The following is an 18,659-nucleotide window of genomic DNA, read 5'->3' on the forward strand; positions in this document are numbered from 1 at the left end:
TTCTCTCTATTCACTTTTTCTATGTTTCCCGGTCCATTTTCCGACAAAATTCCAGATACAAAGCACCAGGACAATGACCACCAGAATCACGGTACATAAGGCGTTGATTTCCGGTGTTACTCCTGTTTTTAACTGGGCATAAACCTTCACAGGAAGAGTATTCAGTCTTGGTCCATTGACAAAAATACTGATAACCACATCATCAAACGACATGGCAAACGCCAAAAGACTTCCGGATAACACCGCCGGAGCAATCAGCGGTACGGTAATGTCAAAAAATGTCCGCACCGATCCTGCTCCCAGGTCCCTTGCCGCCTCTTCCAGTGATTTGTCCAACCCTGCCAGACGTGCCTTTACCATCATGAAAATATAGGGAATACAGAAGGTAGTATGCGCAATCACCAGCGTTATCATACCAAAGGGCAGTTCCAGCATTGAAAAAAATACCAGAAATACCATACCCAGAATAATTTCCGGTATCATAATAGGCACTGTAGAAAGATATTCCATCATACCTTTGCTCCGATACCGGACTCTTGCCATGCCCACAGCTCCCAAGGTTCCGATAACGGCTGCACTAAGACAGCTCAATGCGCCCAGGATAATACTGTTTCCCAGCGCTTCTTTTAAATCTCTGTCCGCTGCCAGTACCTTGTACCAGTTCAGGGAAAATCCCGTAAATTCTGCCGACAGCCTGGATTCATTAAAAGAAAAGACCACCACTACCACCAAAGGCAGATACATCAGCAAAAGCATAAAACCAAGGTACAGATTGGACCATTTCCATTTCTTTTTCAAAACAATCCCTCCAAATCTTTCACATGGGTAACTTTTCTGTATACCAGTATCATCAGGGAGGTGAGTACCATAAGCACCACGGCCAGCGCTGCCGCAAAAGGCCAGTTGCTGCCCCTGGTCAGCTGATCCTGTATCACGCTTCCCACCAGCACAATTTTATTGCCTCCCAAAATGTCTGCAATGAAAAACAGCCCCATGGAAGGAATGAAGGTCAGAATAATTCCCGTCAGAAGTCCCGGAAGAGTCAGTTTGAACGTAACCGTAAAAAATGCCTGTATTCCATTTGCCCCCAAATCCCTGGCTGCCTCAAGCAGTGACCAGTCCATTTTCTCTGCACTGGAATACACGGCCAGCACCAGAAACGGCAGCAAGGCATAAATCATGCCGATAACTACGGCGGGATAGGAATACAAGATTTTCAAAGGTTCTTCCAGGATTCCCAATTTCATCAGAATTCTGTTCAAAACACCTTTTGCCTGTAAAATAATAATCCATCCATACATGCGAATCAGGGAGCTGATCCAGAAAGGCACCATAATCAGCAGCATCATACGCTTTTTCCATTTGGGAGAGAGCTTTGCCATGTAGTATCCGAAGGGGTACCCCAGAAGGATAATCAACCCTGTGCTGGTAAAAGCCAGCTGAAAGGACTGTACAAAGCTTTGAAGATAGACAGGTTCTCCGATTTTCCTGTAGTTATCCAGAGTAAAATTCCAGACTACAGAAGAACCGTCACCTCTGGTGGCAAAACTGAGGGCAATCATGTAAAGCAGCGGCCCCAGGACAAAGCAAAGGGTAAAGAAATACAGGGGCAGCACTGTAAGAAACAGTCCGAAGGATTTCTTTTTTTTCATGCTTCTGCCTCCTGTTTTCCATCTACAGGCACCGCATGCTCCGGTTTCCAGACTGCGTGTACTTTCTGCCCTGGCACAATCCGGGCATCCATACCGTAGCGGCTTGCCACCAGTTCTTCTCCGGTTTTTAACTGTAGGGCAACATGAAGCTGGCCTCCCTGAAAGGACTTATCTGTCACAACAGCTTCCAGGCCATTTTCGCCTTCTGTACACACCTGCAGATTTTCTCTTCGGACAGCCAGTTTCACCTTTTCGCCGGCTTTCATACCTTCTGCCGCCTCTGCTTCCATCCTCTGGCCCTGTATCTGCACCCGGATTTTCTCCTGTCCGATTTCCTCTACCACTCCTTCTATAATATTGGCATTTCCCACGAAATCTGCCACGTAAGCGGTTTTGGGATGGTTATAAATCTCATCCGGTGTCCCGATTTGCTCTAACATGCCTTCCCGCATGACCACAATCCGGTCTGACATATTAATGGCTTCCTCCTGGTCATGGGTGATATAAAGAAATGTAATACCCAGCTTTTTCTGCAGTCTTTTCAGTTCTGTCTGCATGGTGCGGCGCAGCTTCAAGTCCAATGCGCCTAAAGGCTCATCTAACAGCAGCAGTTTGGGACTGTTAATCAGCGCTCTTGCAATAGCCACTCTCTGCTTCTGTCCTCCGGAAAGTTCAGCAGGCATACGTTTTTCATACCCTTCCAGCTGTACTAATTCCAGCATATTCTTCACTCTGTCCCGAATTTCCGCTTTCGGTCGTTTTTTTATCCGCAGACCGTATCCGATGTTTGCTTCCACATTCATATGAGGGAACAACGCATAATTTTGAAACACGGTATTGATATCTCTCCTGTTTGGCGGCAAGTCCGTCACATCTTTTCCCTCCAAAAGCACCTGTCCCTCTTCCGGGGCTTCCAGTCCGGCAATAATTCTGAGGGTGGTGGTTTTCCCACATCCGGAGGCACCCAAAAAAGTGAGAAATTCTCCCTTTTGAATCGACAGGGTAATGCCTTTTAATACGTCTGTCTCTCCAAAGTTCTTCTTTATGTTCTTTAATTCCAGTAATTCTCCACTCATCTTTTTTCCTTCTTTGATATTTATTGCTTCCAAATTCATTTATGTTTCCAAGATATTCCAAGATATATAATGGCACAAATGCTTTTTGCTGTCAATGGAGCAGGCTATATTTCAGACTTTTTCTATCCAGTATTTACCTAATTTTGATTTCTGATACTTTTCTGATTTTGGAATTTTTAAGAATTTTTGAATTTTAAAAGAAATGAAAAAATTGCTTGACACTTGTGACAAAATCCAGTAGAATTAATGACTGTAAGCAGTGCTGAAATAGCTCAGTTGGTAGAGCACTTCACTCGTAATGAAGGGGTCGAGGGTTCAAGTCCCTTTTTCAGCTTAGTCCTAAAAGGCTTGAAACACCAGTATTTACAAGGGTTTCAGGCTTTTTTTGTTACTTTTTTGTATCAGAACGTTTGTTTGGAAAATCCTTAAAAAACCTCAAAAATACCCTAAAAAACCCATAAAATTTAGTCAAAAATTTAGTCAAACAAATGCATGAAATCCCCTTATTTTATGCAGGGTTCAGCGATTCCGAAGATGAAAAAACTTGTTTTTTCCTCCCAGATTGCCAGTCTGGGAGGATTTTTCTTACTGAATCAGAGACTTAAATGTATTATATCCTGCAATTCCATCCACGGTAAGTCTATGATCTGCCTGATACTTTCTTACGGCAGCTTCTGTCCCAGAGCCGAAAATACCTGGATTTTCTAAACCGCTTGGATTGTATCCTTTAAGCATAAGCAAAATCTGGAGGGCTGTGACCATATACTGGGTTTCTCCTCTGCGGACAGTATGTCTTCCTAATGCCCTTTCTGATTTTGAACCCCAGATTCCATCCAGGGCAAGTCCTGCATGATAATCTAAGTTCATTGCTTGCTGCAAAGCTCTAATTCCTGCTCTTTTTGTATTGGCTCCACGAATTCCATCTGCCATAAGCCCAGGGGATGCGAAATTGCGTGCATGAACCTGGCCATCTTTAACAATCTGGTTTCCGGCTGGCTGTGCAGGCTGTGGTTTCGGAGCAGGTGCAGGAGCGGTAGAAATACCTAATTTCTTATTGACCTCATCCGCAATCCACTGGAATCTGTTCTCTAAGAAAGCACCAGGGCAATCAGTAGCAGCAAACCACTTGTGCATGGTCAGATTTCCGCTGGTATCTCCGGTGTAAACCAGTTTAGCAATACCATTTCTCCGGCAAATATCTGCACACAACTCCACCAATGTTTTCATGGCAGCATCAGAACAATGCCAAGGGTTGTTGTTGTCGTCCGCAACCTCGATTGTAACTGCCCGGTGGTCATTTGCACCACTGGAAGAACACCAGCTACGGTCTTTTTCCTCTACATACATACCAACTCTACCATCTGAGCCAATTCCGTAGTTAGAGCTTGCCTGCCTACTGGGTGGAGCAAAGACGTTTCCGCATGTTTCCACAGATAAATCCCCTGCCATGTGGTGGATAGTAATACGGTCAATTTTATGATTTCTCGGACTTGTCCGATTTGGACTGATTTTTGTGTAATTCACTAAAGAACTATTACTCATATTCTTCTTCCTTTCTGCCTTCCCGGCGTAACAAAATGGAGGGCTTTATTTGCCCTCCGTAACCTCTGGAATACCTGCCACACTGGTAAGTACGCTTACCACTCCTGCCACTACCGCACTAGATACCACCATCTGCCAATCTACCGCGGAAATGACTGCCCCGGTACCAATCACTGCAACGGCTGTCTGTGCCATGGTTTTAACTGCACGGATTCCTGCCGCTTTTAACCATTTCTTTGTATCTACAGATACTTTCAATACGCAATTCTTAAACATACTCATTTCCTCCTTTACATGCCAATCTGGGAAAAGATAAATCCGACTGTAACGCTGATCACTGCCGTTAAGACATATCCAACGACTTTTCTCCACATTTCCCCGTCTCTGCTTTCTAACTCTTCCAGCCTGGTTTCCTGTCTGGACTGGCTCTGTGCCATCTGCTCCACAGACTGGGCAAGGCTCTGCACAGATGCGGTCAGTTCGCCAATCTGCCGGACAGTTTCTTCCAAATCACCTAGTCTGTGGTTCATTCTCTTGTGTTCATCTTCCATTCTCCGGCGGAATTCCTCATGCTCCGCCCTGGTAATAGGTGTGTCCATATGCTATCTCCTTTTATTTTTCTGCAATAAAATAAGACCATTAAGGTCTTGCTCTGATTTCCATATGTATTTTCCTTTCCTGTTTGCTTAACTATATAATCCTTTAGTTTACTGCATGATCTCTTTCCAGATTTCTGCTCCGACACCGAATGCTCCCGGTTCCCAGACGTTATTATCTACCATAGACTCCCATTTCTTACCGTTATGTGTACATTTAGAGCCTGTCTGCCATTTCACAGGTGGAATGCCATTATAAGGTTCCCATGCAGGACATTCTTCTGTGACTGGAGGTTCTGGTTCTGGAACAACTGTACCACCACTTTCTACAGTTTCCTTGATTTTCTGTACTGTAGCACTTAAAGCAGTTACTGTTTCTTCCAGTGCAAGCTGCTTCTTTGCAATTTCCTCAATCTGTGTCTGTAATGGTGCGTTAGAATTTTCTGGATTAGCATTTGTCTGAGCAAGTGTTACAAGCTCTTTTTTCTGCTCTTCTGTAATATCTCCCTGTACCCAAAGAGTATCAATTTTTTTGAGCATATCGTCCAATGCATATCTCTTTGAATTAATTACATTTTTAAAAATTTCGTACATAAACATCTTCCTTTCTTATAATAATGCAATCTGTGTGTTCACGATTGCTTGATTAAGCTCTTCAAATTTCTTGTCTATGTAATGTTTTGTATCCGCTACATACTCAACAGATATTTCGTTTTCTGATGTCAGCACGGTTGTAGGGTAATTTGTGTGAATTGTCTTTAATTGCTCGCTATCAACTGGAGCGGTAATCACTTGCTCCACATACTCTTCGTATTCATCATTTTCCCCAGTAGAAAGACAGTATTTCAGTCCCTCTTTTGGAGAAAGCAAATTCACATACCCTTTTACGTTCTTTTTTATTGTTGAAGACTTTTTTGTCTCCCCTTTATTAATAGGGAACCATATTTCTTCATCATTTTCATCTATAAACTTAATATTCCCACCTTCGCTCAATTCTCCGTTGGTGATAAGTGTAAATAGCGTACCAGCTTTTGCTTCGAATGGAATGAATTCATTTCTCTTTTCTGTCCTAAGAATATTCTTCCCTGTAATTATGATTTTTCCTGTTCCAGACAATGCTTTTATTGGAAGGTTCGAAGAATCATTTATAATAATAGTTTTTCCTGATGCTTTTTTTATTATTGCAGGAGCTTTATTTCCTATATCTTCCTTTAGTTTAGCAACTCCCTCTTTGTTCATCTGTATCTGCTCCCGTTCTGCAATAATCTCCTGTGCCGCACTCTGCACAGCCTGTACCTGCTTTTCTCCTTCTGCGGAGACATTCCCGGCCTGGGTTGTTCCTTCTGTCTGTACTGCTTCAATTGCTTCGGTCTTTGCTGTCTCTACCGCCCTTGTAGCCGTACCCTGTGCTGCCCTAACAGATTCTACAGCATCATTTCCGGCAGTTTGCACACGCTCTGTCTGTGCCTGTCCAGCGTTGTTCACATCTGCAAGGGCTTGCTGTGCCTTTAAATCAAAATCCTGTGCCGCCTCATCTACAAGATTCTTATTGTCTAAGACTTCCTGCCCCATCTGTTTCACAATGTTCTTTGCCTGCTCTACGATAGCCTTATCCTGTTCTACCTTCTGTGCTGCCAGTTCTGCATTGTCCTCTGCTGCTTCTGCTCCTGCCCTTGCCTGTGCAGCATTGTTCTCAGATTCTTTTGCAGCCTGTTCCGACAGAGCTGCATTTGTAGCGGATGTCTGTGCCTGTTTCATAAGACCCTCTACCTTTTCTACCTGTTCACCTATCCCGGATACAGATTCTACAAGTCTTTTGACTTCTTTTCTGTCTGTTGCGGTCTTTTCTGCATCCTTTTCGGTCTTCCCGGCATAGTACATGGCATTATCCTGTGCTCTTTCCGGCAAGTCCTCTCTTCCGTGTGCCCAACCCTCTGCCTGTTTCTCAGATTCTGCGGAACGTGCTGCAGATTCATTTACTGCTTTGATTGCTTCTTTAAAAATTTCTGCATCCTCCGGGCGGTCAAAGGCTTCCGGCTTTGGTCTGGAAGTAATATGTAGTGTAATCTTGCACTCGGTCTGTCCGCTTGTCTCGTTTCTGAGGTACACAAACGCATAGATTTCATAATCCTGTGCAATGTCTCCATTTTCCAGGAGGCTGTCTGGAATCACCACATCTGTCACTCCATCTTTCGTGACACCGATACGAGTAGTTGTTTCTCCGCCTGTGTTCTGCAAAGAGAAATGTACCTCTACCGCAGTTGGAAGGGTGAGACCCTGGATACGGAGAACCTGGCCGTAATTATATTGATATATCCGAAATACATCTTCCCGGGTGCTGCCTTTGTCAAAATTAGCAATTATCATCTTTGCACCTTCTTTCGTATCTTATAATCGTGCCTGTACTTTCTTTTTCCACATATCTGAAACCTCGTCTATTGTAATAGTTCCATCCTTTATTTTCATAACATAGAATTCTACCATTAAGCGTTCCCTCCTACTACTCCGGCCAGTTCCAAGATTGCCCCATCCTGCACAGCCTGTCCCTTTTCTAATTTGTCCAGACGTTTCTCTATTTCGGTTTTCTCCCGGATTGTAAAGGTTGCTACTACTTTCTTATCATCTGTATAACCCACTTCCCGGAACAGTGGTATTTCTAATTTCATATCCTTGTATTCTCCGGTTACCTGTTCTTCGCTTTTGTACTGCACGGTATCCAGGTTCCCTTCCTTTGTAAGGGCTTCTGCTACTGTTTTTAAATCTGCAAAATCCGGTACAATTACTGTGGTTTCTCCCAGGCTTGCTCCTGGTAAAATTTCGATTTCTGTATTATCTTTTAATACAATTTTTTCCATAGTTTTTTTCCTTTCTTTTAAATTACAATTTTAAGTTACTTTTTTGGTAAATGGTTGTTTGCCCGCAAAATCCAATTCACAAAACTCCACTTTAACGAACGGTAAAATATATAATGCAGGGGACTATGATGCAAATATATTAACATACGCAGAAACCCTTCGAGATAATTCGTTTACTATAATTCGATATCGTGGATATAGCAGCACTGGCGAATCTATTAATGCAGCCCCCACAAATGCATCAGGGGCAGCAATTATTATTAGGACCTCCATTAATTACATGGCAATTATAGCTATTCCATTCGATAACACAGGTGTATATAGCCGTGTTAAAGATAATGGAACGTGGAAAGCTTGGACACACTAAATTAAATTTAACTCATAAATATTAGTAACGTAATGGCAATTTCCCCTTCGTACGGTGTGCCGGATAAATTACTACATTTTATAGTTGCGATATTTTTAGATACATTCGCGCTCGTTATTACCGCTGCACTTGCGGACTTTAATTGAGCAATAACGTCACCAGCCGTTTTTTGGTACGCCGAAGATATGGTATTGAGATTTACGGTTGCTGCTCCACCTACGAATTTAAGTGTTTGGTCGGTTACTATAAGTGTTGTATTTTTATCGGAACCTAAAACGATTTTATTCATTAAAGCGGAGTTTAGCGCATCAACTTGTTTTTTTAATTCCCTCCCCTGTGGTGCCGCCAATGCCAAATCTGGATTTGTTCCGGCCAGATTATTCACCGGAGCTGCAAATGCGTGAGGTTTAAATTCCTTCACCGGAATCAATGTATCTACCCCTTCGATTGCCGTCCCGTTTAATCTTACCCGGCAGAAAGGTTTCTGTGATGTAAATACCCCAGTCCTGATATCCATATCCTGTACAGACGGGTCTTTCGCATCAGAGTCCGCTGGTGTCCCCGTAATTACTTTAAACTGTATAGTTTCCACGCCTGATACTTCTTCTTTCTTGTATTCCAACACTACGATATCTCTTCTTAGTTTCCCCTGTGTGCCAGACTGGATAGCAATATTTTCGGATTCTCCATATCCGATATATACTTGCCTGCCATCAATGACAGCTACGCCATCTTTGACGGTGATCTGGTTCGCCGTCTGGATTGCCGTTTCCATCTTATTCCCTACCGGGAGAATGGCTGCATCTCCATAAATGCCACGGTTAAAATCCGCCCACTGTTCGGCAGTGACGTGGTCTTTGCCCTTGTATGCGGTTACTAATTCAATAGCCATCTATTCTTCTCCTTCCACTTTATGTTGTATTTCTATTATTCCATTTTCAACTCGCACAATCTTCTGCACTACTGGTTTCTGTAGATACATACCGTTTTCGTAATTTCTGCCAGCAATAATATCTCCGATTTGCAAATTTGCTTCCTGCACTTTCATCTTCATACTCTTAATCCCCATTCGTTCCCTTAGACGTTTTTTCCCTTTTGATATTAAATCATCCAAACTTTCTGCATTACTGTAATCATACACTTCTGTACGTTCTTGCAAACCTGTATAATATTTCTTGTCTTGTAATATACTTCCGTCTAACTGTGCATATAGATGCACTACCTGCCGGTCCCTCAGTTCCCCTTTCCCGAGACAGATAAGGTGGTTAATTCCTCTTCTGGATTCCTGCAAGTTAATTGCAATATTACTATCCTGAGAAAATTCTATTTCTTCAGATAAATTCTGTATAGGCACTGCGGAAAGGGCAATCAAAAAAGGCTCATTAGAGCCTCCTTGTTGTATCTCTATGTTTATTCTTGCATTTTTATCGGCCAACATTTTATTAAACCCAGTTAAAGCGTCTGTATATCGGTCAAATTTATAATTCTCTAGTTTTATGCCACTAGGAACATATGGCACAGCAAAGAGTTGGTCGTATGCGTCTTTTAGAATATTCCTCATGATATCGTGAGCATCGCCAGAAACAATACGGTAATCCTCTCCGGTTGGAGGTTCTATTACAATTTCCTGTAGAAATCTACGAAAGGAATTTCCCGCCCAAGTTTCTTTATTGTTGTTTGTCCAAGAATCCAGTTCCTCGATTAATGCACCATATTCTGTCCCTGGGCAAATCAAGTACATTCCAAAATTCAAAAAGCCTCTTTCGCATACTATTTCTACATCGTTAGCATCCCCAATATCGAAATCTACGGTAATGTTGTCAGGAATTGTTCCAAGCTCCCTCTTGTCTTTATCGCAAATTAAAAATTCCATTTCGGTTCTCCCCTTTCTTCGAACAGCGTGAGTTCGATTCCGAAACCACCACTCCACGCTAATCGACTTGTACCAGGAGGAATTTTTTCAAACACAGACTGGGTTTTGTTTCTGAAATTATACAGATTTGTATTTTCGCCAATTCTTCCTATTTTTACGACAGTCTTATTAAAACTATTTATTTCAAGCCGCTCTCCTTCATAGACGGTTGCAAATACCTGGTAGACATGATTTTCAATAATTACAGATGGATTTTCTGCATATCCGTATATTACCATTTTAAAATTGCATGGCTTGAAATTTGAACTATTTTCTATCACTCTCTCCCCTGTTTTTCTTACAAAATCAAATGGGTAATCAAACAACGGATATCTTATTTTTTTATCTGATTTTCTTACAAAATCAAAACTAAACTCTCGCAAAACAGCCTTATTTTCAACCACATCTCCCTCATATACATTTCCGCTCACGATAGGCTGTGTACTTCCTGTATCTTGCTTATCGATCTGAGGAAGAAAACTGTATGTATGTTCTTTGACCCAGAACGGATATGGACAATACACTTTAAATATTTTTTTTACATCGAAGTATTCTCCTGGAACCGTTTCAGAACTAATAGCATAACACTCTATATAATACTCATCAAAATACAATTTCCCTGGCGTTTTCGATTCGATATCATATTCAAATATATCGTATAGTTGCATTGCGGTTTCTTTTTTCTTATAATCAGTCCCTGATATCCTAAGTTCTATTTCAAACTCGACAGGATCTTTCTTGAAACTATTTATAGTAGCACCGTATTTTTGTGCGTAAACAACTGGTTGCCAGGAATAAGAATGCAGTTTTGTTTCTTTTATTTTTATATTCCCCTCCTGAAAAGAACAGCATTCGCCTTTACTGTTCTGGTATTTAACCATTAAATTGCACCCCCATTCCTCTTAATCCCCTTCTGAATGACCTTTCATCAATGTATGTTACTATCTGTTGTCCTTTCGTGCTGTTTGCAATTACACTGGCAAGATTCTGATAATCTATTGGCTGGGATGCACTTGAATTCGGTGCGATAATCATTGAACTTGCAAGTGCCTTTGTGGCTTTCGCAACAACCGGTATATTGTTCATTATTCCTTTTGCCAAGCCATGCGTAAAATCCGGCATCCACGTTTCATAATCTCTTAAAGGTCCTTCATCTGGGCGTGAGAAATGCAAAAACGATCGTATTTTATCACCAATTCCTTTTACAGTACTAACAATAGCTTCAACACCCGACATAATACCGTCTTTTAAACCGTTTACAAAATCAGAACCCCACTTAAATGCACTACCAATAACGTTAGATATTATCCTTCTTACTCTATCAAAAACATCACTCACAATATTCGGAATACTACGAATTGCATTTGAAACACCATTTTTTAATGCATTAAAACCACTTACTGCACTTTCTTTGGCACTATCTACTAAATTAGAAATCGTATTTTTTATCGAATTCCATACATTTGAAGAAATGCTACTTATGCTGTTCCATACTTCTGATGTAACGTTTTTAATTCCATTCCATATAATCGAAATGTGATTCTTAATTCCGTCTACAAGTGCAGAAATACTATTTTTAATCCCGTTCCAAATACTGCTAGCCGCATTTTTGATATTGTCCCATATATTGCTAAGGTCGTTTTTTAATGCATTGAAATCTCCTGTAACCAAATCAATAAGCAGTAGCACTGGACCAAGAATTACATTTTTAATTAATTCCCATGTTCCAGATGCTATATTTTTAATTCCGTTCCAGATTCCCTGCAGTGTCTTTGACAGATTGGAAAATATATTCCTCACAGTCTCCGAAATAATCTTAACTATTGGGTTAGATTGTATTGCATTCCAGGTCGCCAATATAAAATTCTTAATTGCAAACATGGTATTTGTAATTGCATTTTTTAGTTTTTCCCAAGACGTTTTTACGGAATTTACAAAATTATTAGCAATTGAAATAATTGTACTTGATACATTCTCCCATATTGCCTTTGCACTTTCGCATACACTGCTCCACAGTTCTCGAAACCATTCTGCTATAGCTCCCCAATTTTTTATTGCCGCAATGATAAGACCTATAGTGGCAATAGCCACGCTAATCACGATCACAACTGTACTTATCGGTGCACTCAATAAAGATAATACGCTTGTAATAGCAGATATCCCCATCATCACTTGCCCAATTACCATCAGCAATGGACCCAAAACAGCAATAATACCGGCAAATGCAATAATGCCAACTTGCACTCCTTTTGGAAGCGTAGAGAACTTATTTGCTAATTTTGTTATAAATTCTGCTACTTTTGTAATGATAGGTGCTAACGTCTGCCCAATTGTGATGGCTGCCGTCTCAAGAGAACCTTTCATTTCCTCGATAGCAAGAGAGCCTTCACTCATTTGTGAATTTGCAAGCCTTTGAGCGGATTCTTGGTCGTTTGTTGCCGCTATGTAAGACGCTAGTCCTTCGGAACCACTGTTCATCATAATTGTTGCGGCACGCATTGCATCAGAGCCAAAAATAGCTTGCAACGCAGCATCTCTTTCCGCAGAAGATAGCCCACCTAATTTATCTTTTAATTCTTGAGCCATTTCTGATGCACCTAAAAGTTCTCCATTTACATCTCTTGTTTCTATTCCAAGTGCTTTTATTTTTGCAGCTGCGTTGTCACTAGCTGGAGCTGCAAGCCTTTGCAACATCGTTTTTAAGGATGTACCTGCATCGCTTCCTACAATTCCGGCATCAGCAAACTTCCCGAGGACTGCTGTTGTCTCTTGAATAGACCATCCGGCATTTTTGGCCTGAGCAGATGCTTGTGCGAGTCCTTGTGTAAGTGGCTCAACATCTGTAGAAGATGCAGCCGCTGCACCAGCCAATGCGTTTGCTGCCTGTGCAGAGTCATTTGCAGTTAATCCAAACGCACCCATTGCTTGAACAACTACATTAGCAGCATTTCCAAGTTCCATACCAGATGATGCCGCCAAATCCATAGTTGATTTTAATGCGCCGGCCTGAATATCCGCTTCAGTCAAACCGCCTTTCGCAAGTTCTGTAATTGCTTGTCCTGCTTCTTTTGCGGAAAAAATAGTTTCTTTTCCAGTTTGGATTGCTAAATCTCGCAATTCTCCCATTTGCTCCATTGGCATATCTAAGGCACCTGCTGCCTGTGACATTGCGTCCTCAAAATCATTTGCTGTATTTACAGAAACCGCACCCAATCCTGTAAGTGCCGCAGTGACCGGCATCATGGTTTGCCCGGCAGTTTTCATTTTCCCACCGACTTTTTCTGTTGTAACAGAAATCTTTTCCATTGCAGCACTTCCGCTTCCGGCGGTCTTTTTTAGATTTTTAAGTTGCTGCTCTGTTTCGATAATTTCTCTTTGCAGAGCATCATATTGTGTTGTGCTAATTGGATTTCCAAACTCGTCACTAGTCTCTTTGGCTTGTTTCTGTAACTCTTTCAGATGTCTATTTGATTCTTTTAACTCAGATTGAAGATTCTTATATTCCTCTGTGTCAATGTCTCCAACTTCTTCTAATTCTTTCATTTTCTTTTTTAATTCAGAAATAGAAGTTTTGGTTTTATCCATTTCTTGTCTTATTGGCTCATAAGCTTCTTCCCAAGCAGCATAATTTTTAACGCTTTCCCCAGCTTTTTCGTTTGCTTTCTTTAAAACTTTTAATTTATTATTTGTTTCGTTAATTTCCTTCTGTAAAAGCTGTTGCTTCTGCGTTAGCAAAGTGGTGTTAGACGGGTCTAATTTCAATAACTTGTTTACGTCTTTCAGGCTTCTTTGCGTACTGCTCAGGTTGCTTTCTACGCCTTTCAATGCTTTCTCAAGACCAGATGCATCTCCATTTAATTCGATCGTAATACCTTTGATTCGTTTTGACCTATCTCCATCTCCTACAATCTATCAATATCTTCCTGTGTAGCTACCACGGGATATTCATATTCGTCATTTTTCATTTCGATAAACATGTCATTTACCATTCCAATGCTGAGAAGTTCTAAATCTGAAATAGAAATACCGCACTGAACACACCGAAGCATGAACAATGCGGTATTGACTTCTCTATCTATTTCCCTGTCTTTTTTTTTGGAGTTGACATCTGCTTATTTTCCAGATTCCACATTTCAAGAATTTCAGGCAAAATTTCATAAATACTGAATGTTTCAAATTGTTCCAGCCACTCATCAATTTCTGATGGCTGACTCGGATCACCATGCTTGTGCATCAAGTATGCAATGTTTTCAAACATTTCAAGAGAATCAATAGGAAGTGAGCTTTCCACTTCTTGATCAGATTCTTTTTTTAGTTTCTCTTGCACCACAACCTGTTTCTGTAATCTCTGCATATCAACGAAAATATCTCGTCCAAATTTCAAACGGTACATTCTTGGAATTGCCGCAGAACTTTTAAAATGACACTCAACTCCACTGATCATCAATGTTTTTTTCATAATATCCCCTTATTCCAGACTTGCATCTTTTAAATATACTTTCGTAAACCATTTGTCTTTTACTTTTGTGTAACTTTCTTTTGTAGTTTTTGCTCTTACCGTTCCATCTGCAGATGCTGCACAAGAGATAGAAATTTTGTCCACGTCCGGTTCTTTTGAATCAGACGCTGTCTTTGCTTCCACATTCGGCCTTGTTGCCGTGCAGTTGTAGAACCAGAAAAGTGTAGGTTCTGTATCTCCGTCAATCTGTAAGCCGAGTGCAAATTCTTTTGCCTCTGCGTTAGAGTTTTCAATCAGAACGCCATTTACATCTTTTTCTTCTCCAAGAATTTTTTCACGGAATTCATCTGTGATTAAAGCCATCTCTAAATCGCCCTGATATCCTCCGTTTGATGCGGCTACATAATATTTAATACCGTCCGCATAAAATGGAGTTAATTCTCCCTGCTGTTCTAAAGATAAAGAAACAGCCCCAGGAAGTTTAATTGGTGCATCATATGTTCCGCCTTCCTGTTTTAATGCTACATGTACATTGCTAATATTAAATTTAACTTTACTCCTTGCAATACCTCCTATATTTCAAACACAGTCTGAATCATTTTCTCTGATTCGATATAAGTTTCTGTTTTTTCATAATAAATCTTATTTTCTGTTAAAAAATCGGAAATTTTCTTTTCTGCTTCCAACTCCTTCTTATCGCAATACAGTTCAATATTTGTATCCTCGATTTCATGATATACAATTCCGTCTGCAGAAAAATTATCACTTCCCATTCCTTGTACTACAATATACGGACATTTCGGAACATGTCCTTCTGCAAAATGGCTGTAAGCGACTGGAAATCCCATTTTCTTTAACCCGCTAACCAAATCTTTTAGAATCATCTTCCCAACCTCATTTCTACCCTTCGTTCAAATTCCTCATTGCACCATTCTTCCACAGGTTTGATATGGACTATTGCCCTGGCTCTTCCACCTATGTTTAATGCATGTCCGTTTTCCAGCAAATGCGTAAGACTTGGCTTTTTCTTATTATGCACAACAAATTGAAACTTTCCATTCCCTTTTTTTAAATAGGTAACGCCCCATCCATCCGCATAATGTCCTTTTTTACTGCCTCTGCCTCTTGGAGATGTGACTTTTAACTTTTTCGTCCCTTCTTTTGCTACAGCTTTTGCAATTTTTTCAAATTCTTCTTCTGTAACGTCATTAAACTTTTTAAGCTCTTTTAGTACGGCATCTGCTAATCCATCAATATTCACCTTACTCATCCGAATGCACCGCCCTTATTTTTACAATTTCATTCCGGAATTGCACATTATCAATCGTCTTGATGTTGAAGGTTTTTTCTCTCCAAACAATGCGATAGTTTCTTGTATCCATCTCATCAAAAAATTTCTTCCACCTACACACGAAATCAACTGTATTTTCCGCATTTAATGTAGCAGCTTCCCAGTATTCTTTTCCAGAAAGCCCATTCATATATGCGTAATCCCTTTTAAAAAGTTTCCATTTTTCAACCGGGTTCCCTATATCATCATAATCATGCATCAATTTCTCAATCATGATTTTCTGCGAATATGCACCAGCATTCATTAAACCACCCCCGCATCAGGAGTAGGCAGAAGATTTGTTCTGTGCATTCCGAGAATTGTATCCACCACAATATTTACAGAATTTTTCTGAACAGTCATTGATCTGTTATCCCACATGTCAGAAATCAATGTTAATACTGCAACAGTGATATCCTCATGTTTATCAATTTCTGCTTCTACTAACCCTGTCTGGCTTTTGCAATATTCGATAGCAGCCTTCTTTATCGTTTCAAGCAAAACCGTATCGTAATATTCTAAGTTGTCTGCATATTCTCTAAGATGGCTAAGAATCACATCTTGCGTTATCTCGCTTACTTTCATCTTTCACCGCCTTCCTCATCGGCTGTAAATATCCGCAATCAGCCAAAGGCTTTGCAAGAGAACTTTTCAGCTCCCTTACTTCACCTTTCATCATACAGATTTCACCGACAAAAGAGACTGTTGCCTCGTATTTCATTTTTACTCTCCCATCTTAAGAGCAGCAATTTTCTGTTCATTTTCGATTTTTGCGTCAAACTCCATCCAAGCTACAACTCCGACTGCATGCTGTGTTGCGTATTTCTCGCGAAGAACTTGAATTTCCATTTCCTCTGTAATCTTTACTGCAAGTCCAGACATATCTCCGTAGTAGATTGTTGTCTTGCTCGCCCCGATATCATCCATATTGTCAGAAACATAAACAGGTTTTCCAAGAAGCATATTACCAAATGCAGATGTTGCATCATCCTGCAAGAGATATCTTCCGTTCTGGTCTTTCAGTTTGCGGATTGCCGTTCTTGTCTTGCTAGACATAATCCAGATTGCATTCTGCTGGAACGCATCTTTAATACTTCCCTGTAAATCAATCAGTTCATCTGCTGTGACTGCACTATTCGCCTTTGCAGTGATAACGTTTTTCACTTTGCTAAGGCCATCAATTTTTGAAAGCTCTCCCTTCAATAGTTTCTCTTCTTCGAATCGCGCAATCTGATAAGCCATGTGGTCAATTACAAAAGACACAATATCAAATTGTGAATTGTTCATAAGCGACTTAGATACAAGTGTAAGTGCTCCTACCAGGTATCCAGTTAAGTCAATCGAACTGAATTTCCCTGTGCTGGATGTAAGCTCAGTAAATTCGTCATGGAAACCAACTGTGATATCCTCTGTATCTGTTAAAGGATAAAATGGAATGGAAAGAGTACCTTTCACATTATATTTTGTTGCTTTCTCAAGTACCGGACAGATATCATACACTTTTTTGACAATTTTCTGTGCGATTGTTTTTGGAACAACTGCGCCATTATCTCCAAATGTAAGATTTTCTGCGCGGTTTTCTGTTACGACTCCACGCAAGAAGTCAGCGAATTCTGCTTCCTCTGCTCTTTCTTCTGTTTCTTCTTCCTCTTCCTCAGCTCTTTCAACCATCTTATCTGCCATTCTATTCAGAATCTCAATGGTCTTGTCGATTCTGTCAATCTCAGAAGAGATTTCCTCCGCTCTGTTCTCCTCTTCCTCTGTAATTGCTCTCTCTTCCGCTTCCAGCGTAGCGTGCATCAGTTCAAGCTCCTGAACAAGCTCTGCTCTTTTTTCGTTTAATACCTTAATGTTTTTCTTTTTCCTTAGACATTTCCTCCATATTTTTTAATCATATTTTCAAGTTTACTGTTGTCCGGTTTTTTCTCCGGCTCTTTTTTATCTTCAAAGCCCACATAGTCGGCTTCAAATTCTTCCGCACGGATTTCAAAGGTTTCTTCTCCTTCTTCTCCGGCTCTAGTTTCCACCGTAGTAGATGTGTACCACGGCCTCATTGTATCGTCAATCAAGGATACTTCTTTTAAAACCAAATCCGTAATTGTCCGAACTGGCATCCCGTTTCCTTCTGCACGCTCCTCTGTTGGGTTTGTGAATCCAAATGACCAGCCACGAAGTCTTTTCTCTTTCGCTTTCTGCACAACCTCTGGATTGTCAATCTCGGCGTGTGCCCTCAGGCCAATAGCATCCTCTCTGAGCGTAAGATTAGATTTTGTTCCACCCAGCATCTTGTCCCATTTGTGATTTAGAAGAATCTTTACTTCATCCGCTTTTGCAATCGCTCTCCTGAATACCCCAGGAGCTATTCTTTCAATGAAATATCCTCCTTTTCGGTCTGGGATTGGTCGGCTGTCTCTGTCTGCAACGTTGACATATCCGTCAATGATGACTTTTTCTCTGTCTCCATCTGCTCTAATTTCAATTCTTGCCCTTCTTTCTCACCTCCTAGCTTATTAGACTGATTTGTATTAGGTGTATATACCACTTTCGTTTTTGGGTCATACAAGACATCTTGCAGTCCTAATTTGATAAATTCTAATCCAAGTGGTTCCATGTTTTCTTTTTCACGCACTTCATCCACTTGCATCCATCCAGTTTCGATTGCTTCTTTATATGCACCAAAACGCTTGTCAGCATCACCTTTTGTAAGTTCGTATGTGTCTGCTGCAAAAAAGTAGTCTTCTTTTTCAGCTTCTAGTATAGAATAAATTAAATCTCTACTATATATTTTGAGGATAATGTATGGTAAAATAGTGTTATCTAAGAAAGGATGAACACTATGAGAAAAACATATCTTCCTCTGTCAGATGAAG

The 18,659-nt window shown here is 40.6% G+C and carries 24 protein-coding genes and 1 tRNA gene; 1 reads left to right on the forward strand and 24 read right to left on the reverse strand.

The window, feature by feature from the left end:
* Positions 1–6: 6 nt before the first annotated feature.
* From WBS51_RS06970 to WBS51_RS06980, 3 genes are read right to left on the reverse strand one after another with little or no spacing between them, the layout of a single operon-like run.
* The gene (locus WBS51_RS06970; protein ID WP_291683564.1) at positions 7–798 is read right to left on the reverse strand and encodes an ABC transporter permease; all 792 of its coding nucleotides are present in this window, start codon (positions 796–798) and stop codon (positions 7–9) included.
* The gene (locus WBS51_RS06975; protein WP_291683563.1) at positions 795–1,652 is read right to left on the reverse strand and encodes an ABC transporter permease; all 858 of its coding nucleotides are present in this window, start codon (positions 1,650–1,652) and stop codon (positions 795–797) included. Before WBS51_RS06975 ends, WBS51_RS06970 begins: the two co-directional genes overlap by 4 nt.
* Positions 1,649–2,728 (reverse strand): ABC transporter ATP-binding protein, encoded by a 1,080-nt coding sequence (locus WBS51_RS06980; protein ID WP_291683562.1) that lies wholly within the window; start codon positions 2,726–2,728, stop codon positions 1,649–1,651. The genes WBS51_RS06975 and WBS51_RS06980 overlap by 4 nt, the downstream gene beginning before the upstream one ends.
* A gap of 261 nt (positions 2,729–2,989) precedes the next feature.
* On the opposite strand from WBS51_RS06980, the gene WBS51_RS06985 reads away from it, so the two are divergent.
* Positions 2,990–3,062, forward strand: a tRNA-Thr gene (locus WBS51_RS06985).
* 251 nt (positions 3,063–3,313) lie between these two features.
* Here the strand turns inward: WBS51_RS06985 and WBS51_RS06990 are convergent.
* The 21 genes from WBS51_RS06990 to WBS51_RS07090 all read right to left on the reverse strand — a co-directional run bounded on the left by WBS51_RS06990 (position 3,314) and on the right by WBS51_RS07090 (position 18,433).
* Positions 3,314–4,270: a peptidoglycan recognition protein family protein gene (locus WBS51_RS06990; protein ID WP_294461743.1), complete on the reverse strand. Its 957-nt coding sequence runs from the start codon at positions 4,268–4,270 to the stop codon at positions 3,314–3,316.
* A 45-nt stretch (positions 4,271–4,315) separates the two neighbouring features.
* On the reverse strand, positions 4,316–4,546 hold the full coding sequence (locus WBS51_RS06995) for a holin (protein ID WP_294461747.1): 231 nt from the start codon (positions 4,544–4,546) through the stop codon (positions 4,316–4,318).
* A gap of 14 nt (positions 4,547–4,560) precedes the next feature.
* Complete coding sequence (locus WBS51_RS07000) at positions 4,561–4,869, reverse strand: hypothetical protein (protein WP_294461752.1); 309 nt, start codon at positions 4,867–4,869, stop codon at positions 4,561–4,563.
* A 108-nt stretch (positions 4,870–4,977) separates the two neighbouring features.
* Positions 4,978–5,460, reverse strand: coding sequence for a hypothetical protein (locus tag WBS51_RS07005; protein ID WP_294461757.1), 483 nt, complete (start codon positions 5,458–5,460; stop codon positions 4,978–4,980).
* A gap of 15 nt (positions 5,461–5,475) precedes the next feature.
* Positions 5,476–7,233 carry a hypothetical protein gene (locus WBS51_RS07010; RefSeq protein WP_294461761.1) on the reverse strand — a complete coding sequence of 586 codons (1,758 nt, stop codon included), beginning with the start codon at positions 7,231–7,233 and terminating at the stop codon, positions 5,476–5,478.
* A 116-nt stretch (positions 7,234–7,349) separates the two neighbouring features.
* Positions 7,350–7,721, reverse strand: coding sequence for a hypothetical protein (locus WBS51_RS07015; protein WP_294461763.1), 372 nt, complete (start codon positions 7,719–7,721; stop codon positions 7,350–7,352).
* Between the two features lie 374 nt (positions 7,722–8,095).
* Complete coding sequence (locus WBS51_RS07020; protein WP_294461770.1) at positions 8,096–8,980, reverse strand: hypothetical protein; 885 nt, start codon at positions 8,978–8,980, stop codon at positions 8,096–8,098.
* A complete protein-coding gene (locus tag WBS51_RS07025; RefSeq protein ID WP_294461773.1) occupies positions 8,981–9,961 on the reverse strand; it encodes a hypothetical protein in 981 nt (326 codons plus the stop codon).
* On the reverse strand, positions 9,949–10,881 hold the full coding sequence (locus WBS51_RS07030; RefSeq protein ID WP_294461776.1) for a hypothetical protein: 933 nt from the start codon (positions 10,879–10,881) through the stop codon (positions 9,949–9,951). The genes WBS51_RS07025 and WBS51_RS07030 overlap by 13 nt, the downstream gene beginning before the upstream one ends.
* Positions 10,874–13,825 (reverse strand): phage tail tape measure protein, encoded by a 2,952-nt coding sequence (locus tag WBS51_RS07035; protein WP_294461779.1) that lies wholly within the window; start codon positions 13,823–13,825, stop codon positions 10,874–10,876. The genes WBS51_RS07030 and WBS51_RS07035 overlap by 8 nt, the downstream gene beginning before the upstream one ends.
* Before the next feature lie 77 nt (positions 13,826–13,902).
* Positions 13,903–14,049 carry a hypothetical protein gene (locus WBS51_RS07040; RefSeq protein WP_294461784.1) on the reverse strand — a complete coding sequence of 49 codons (147 nt, stop codon included), beginning with the start codon at positions 14,047–14,049 and terminating at the stop codon, positions 13,903–13,905.
* A 26-nt stretch (positions 14,050–14,075) separates the two neighbouring features.
* On the reverse strand, positions 14,076–14,459 hold the full coding sequence (locus WBS51_RS07045; protein ID WP_294461787.1) for a hypothetical protein: 384 nt from the start codon (positions 14,457–14,459) through the stop codon (positions 14,076–14,078).
* A 9-nt stretch (positions 14,460–14,468) separates the two neighbouring features.
* Positions 14,469–15,035: a major tail protein gene (locus tag WBS51_RS07050; protein WP_330489622.1), complete on the reverse strand. Its 567-nt coding sequence runs from the start codon at positions 15,033–15,035 to the stop codon at positions 14,469–14,471.
* On the reverse strand, positions 15,032–15,343 hold the full coding sequence (locus tag WBS51_RS07055; RefSeq protein ID WP_294461791.1) for a hypothetical protein: 312 nt from the start codon (positions 15,341–15,343) through the stop codon (positions 15,032–15,034). The genes WBS51_RS07050 and WBS51_RS07055 overlap by 4 nt, the downstream gene beginning before the upstream one ends.
* Positions 15,340–15,729, reverse strand: a complete 390-nt coding sequence (locus tag WBS51_RS07060) for an HK97 gp10 family phage protein (RefSeq protein WP_294461794.1) — start codon at positions 15,727–15,729, stop codon at positions 15,340–15,342. Before WBS51_RS07060 ends, WBS51_RS07055 begins: the two co-directional genes overlap by 4 nt.
* Positions 15,722–16,054, reverse strand: a complete 333-nt coding sequence (locus WBS51_RS07065) for a phage head closure protein (RefSeq protein WP_294461797.1) — start codon at positions 16,052–16,054, stop codon at positions 15,722–15,724. The genes WBS51_RS07060 and WBS51_RS07065 overlap by 8 nt, the downstream gene beginning before the upstream one ends.
* On the reverse strand, positions 16,054–16,374 hold the full coding sequence (locus WBS51_RS07070) for a head-tail connector protein (RefSeq protein ID WP_294461800.1): 321 nt from the start codon (positions 16,372–16,374) through the stop codon (positions 16,054–16,056). Before WBS51_RS07070 ends, WBS51_RS07065 begins: the two co-directional genes overlap by 1 nt.
* Positions 16,337–16,510: a hypothetical protein gene (locus WBS51_RS07075; RefSeq protein ID WP_294461802.1), complete on the reverse strand. Its 174-nt coding sequence runs from the start codon at positions 16,508–16,510 to the stop codon at positions 16,337–16,339. The genes WBS51_RS07070 and WBS51_RS07075 overlap by 38 nt, the downstream gene beginning before the upstream one ends.
* A 2-nt stretch (positions 16,511–16,512) precedes the next feature.
* Positions 16,513–17,673 (reverse strand): phage major capsid protein, encoded by a 1,161-nt coding sequence (locus WBS51_RS07080; RefSeq protein ID WP_294461807.1) that lies wholly within the window; start codon positions 17,671–17,673, stop codon positions 16,513–16,515.
* Positions 17,655–18,263: an HK97 family phage prohead protease gene (locus tag WBS51_RS07085; RefSeq protein WP_330489623.1), complete on the reverse strand. Its 609-nt coding sequence runs from the start codon at positions 18,261–18,263 to the stop codon at positions 17,655–17,657. The genes WBS51_RS07080 and WBS51_RS07085 overlap by 19 nt, the downstream gene beginning before the upstream one ends.
* Entirely contained in the window at positions 18,149–18,433 is a 285-nt protein-coding gene (locus WBS51_RS07090) for a hypothetical protein (protein ID WP_342694058.1), read from the reverse strand. The genes WBS51_RS07085 and WBS51_RS07090 overlap by 115 nt, the downstream gene beginning before the upstream one ends.
* Between the last annotated feature and the right edge of the window lie 226 nt (positions 18,434–18,659).

Origin of the sequence: Blautia acetica (genome assembly GCF_038739805.1) — a bacterium.
Taxonomy (GTDB): domain Bacteria; phylum Bacillota; class Clostridia; order Lachnospirales; family Lachnospiraceae; genus Blautia.

Excerpts from the sequence above, each read along its gene's own strand:
- WBS51_RS07075 (WP_294461802.1), bottom strand. The coding sequence starts at position 16,510 with ATGAAATACGAGGCAACAGTCTCTTTTGTCGGTGAAATCTGTATGATG.
- WBS51_RS07020 (WP_294461770.1), bottom strand. The coding sequence starts at position 8,980 with ATGGCTATTGAATTAGTAACCGCATACAAGGGCAAAGACCACGTCACT.
- WBS51_RS07045 (WP_294461787.1), bottom strand. The coding sequence starts at position 14,459 with ATGAAAAAAACATTGATGATCAGTGGAGTTGAGTGTCATTTTAAAAGT.
- WBS51_RS06990 (WP_294461743.1), bottom strand. The coding sequence starts at position 4,270 with ATGAGTAATAGTTCTTTAGTGAATTACACAAAAATCAGTCCAAATCGG.
- WBS51_RS07070 (WP_294461800.1), bottom strand. The coding sequence starts at position 16,374 with ATGAAAGTAAGCGAGATAACGCAAGATGTGATTCTTAGCCATCTTAGA.
- WBS51_RS07015 (WP_294461763.1), bottom strand. The coding sequence starts at position 7,721 with ATGGAAAAAATTGTATTAAAAGATAATACAGAAATCGAAATTTTACCA.
- WBS51_RS06980 (WP_291683562.1), bottom strand. The coding sequence starts at position 2,728 with ATGAGTGGAGAATTACTGGAATTAAAGAACATAAAGAAGAACTTTGGA.
- WBS51_RS07055 (WP_294461791.1), bottom strand. The coding sequence starts at position 15,343 with ATGATTCTAAAAGATTTGGTTAGCGGGTTAAAGAAAATGGGATTTCCA.
- WBS51_RS07025 (WP_294461773.1), bottom strand. The coding sequence starts at position 9,961 with ATGGAATTTTTAATTTGCGATAAAGACAAGAGGGAGCTTGGAACAATT.
- WBS51_RS07005 (WP_294461757.1), bottom strand. The coding sequence starts at position 5,460 with ATGTACGAAATTTTTAAAAATGTAATTAATTCAAAGAGATATGCATTG.
- WBS51_RS07090 (WP_342694058.1), bottom strand. The coding sequence starts at position 18,433 with ATGCAAGTGGATGAAGTGCGTGAAAAAGAAAACATGGAACCACTTGGA.
- WBS51_RS06995 (WP_294461747.1), bottom strand. The coding sequence starts at position 4,546 with ATGTTTAAGAATTGCGTATTGAAAGTATCTGTAGATACAAAGAAATGG.
- WBS51_RS07040 (WP_294461784.1), bottom strand. The coding sequence starts at position 14,049 with ATGCTTCGGTGTGTTCAGTGCGGTATTTCTATTTCAGATTTAGAACTT.
- WBS51_RS07010 (WP_294461761.1), bottom strand. The coding sequence starts at position 7,233 with ATGATAATTGCTAATTTTGACAAAGGCAGCACCCGGGAAGATGTATTT.
- WBS51_RS06975 (WP_291683563.1), bottom strand. The coding sequence starts at position 1,652 with ATGAAAAAAAAGAAATCCTTCGGACTGTTTCTTACAGTGCTGCCCCTG.
- WBS51_RS07060 (WP_294461794.1), bottom strand. The coding sequence starts at position 15,729 with ATGAGTAAGGTGAATATTGATGGATTAGCAGATGCCGTACTAAAAGAG.
- WBS51_RS07030 (WP_294461776.1), bottom strand. The coding sequence starts at position 10,881 with ATGGTTAAATACCAGAACAGTAAAGGCGAATGCTGTTCTTTTCAGGAG.
- WBS51_RS07000 (WP_294461752.1), bottom strand. The coding sequence starts at position 4,869 with ATGGACACACCTATTACCAGGGCGGAGCATGAGGAATTCCGCCGGAGA.
- WBS51_RS07065 (WP_294461797.1), bottom strand. The coding sequence starts at position 16,054 with ATGAATGCTGGTGCATATTCGCAGAAAATCATGATTGAGAAATTGATG.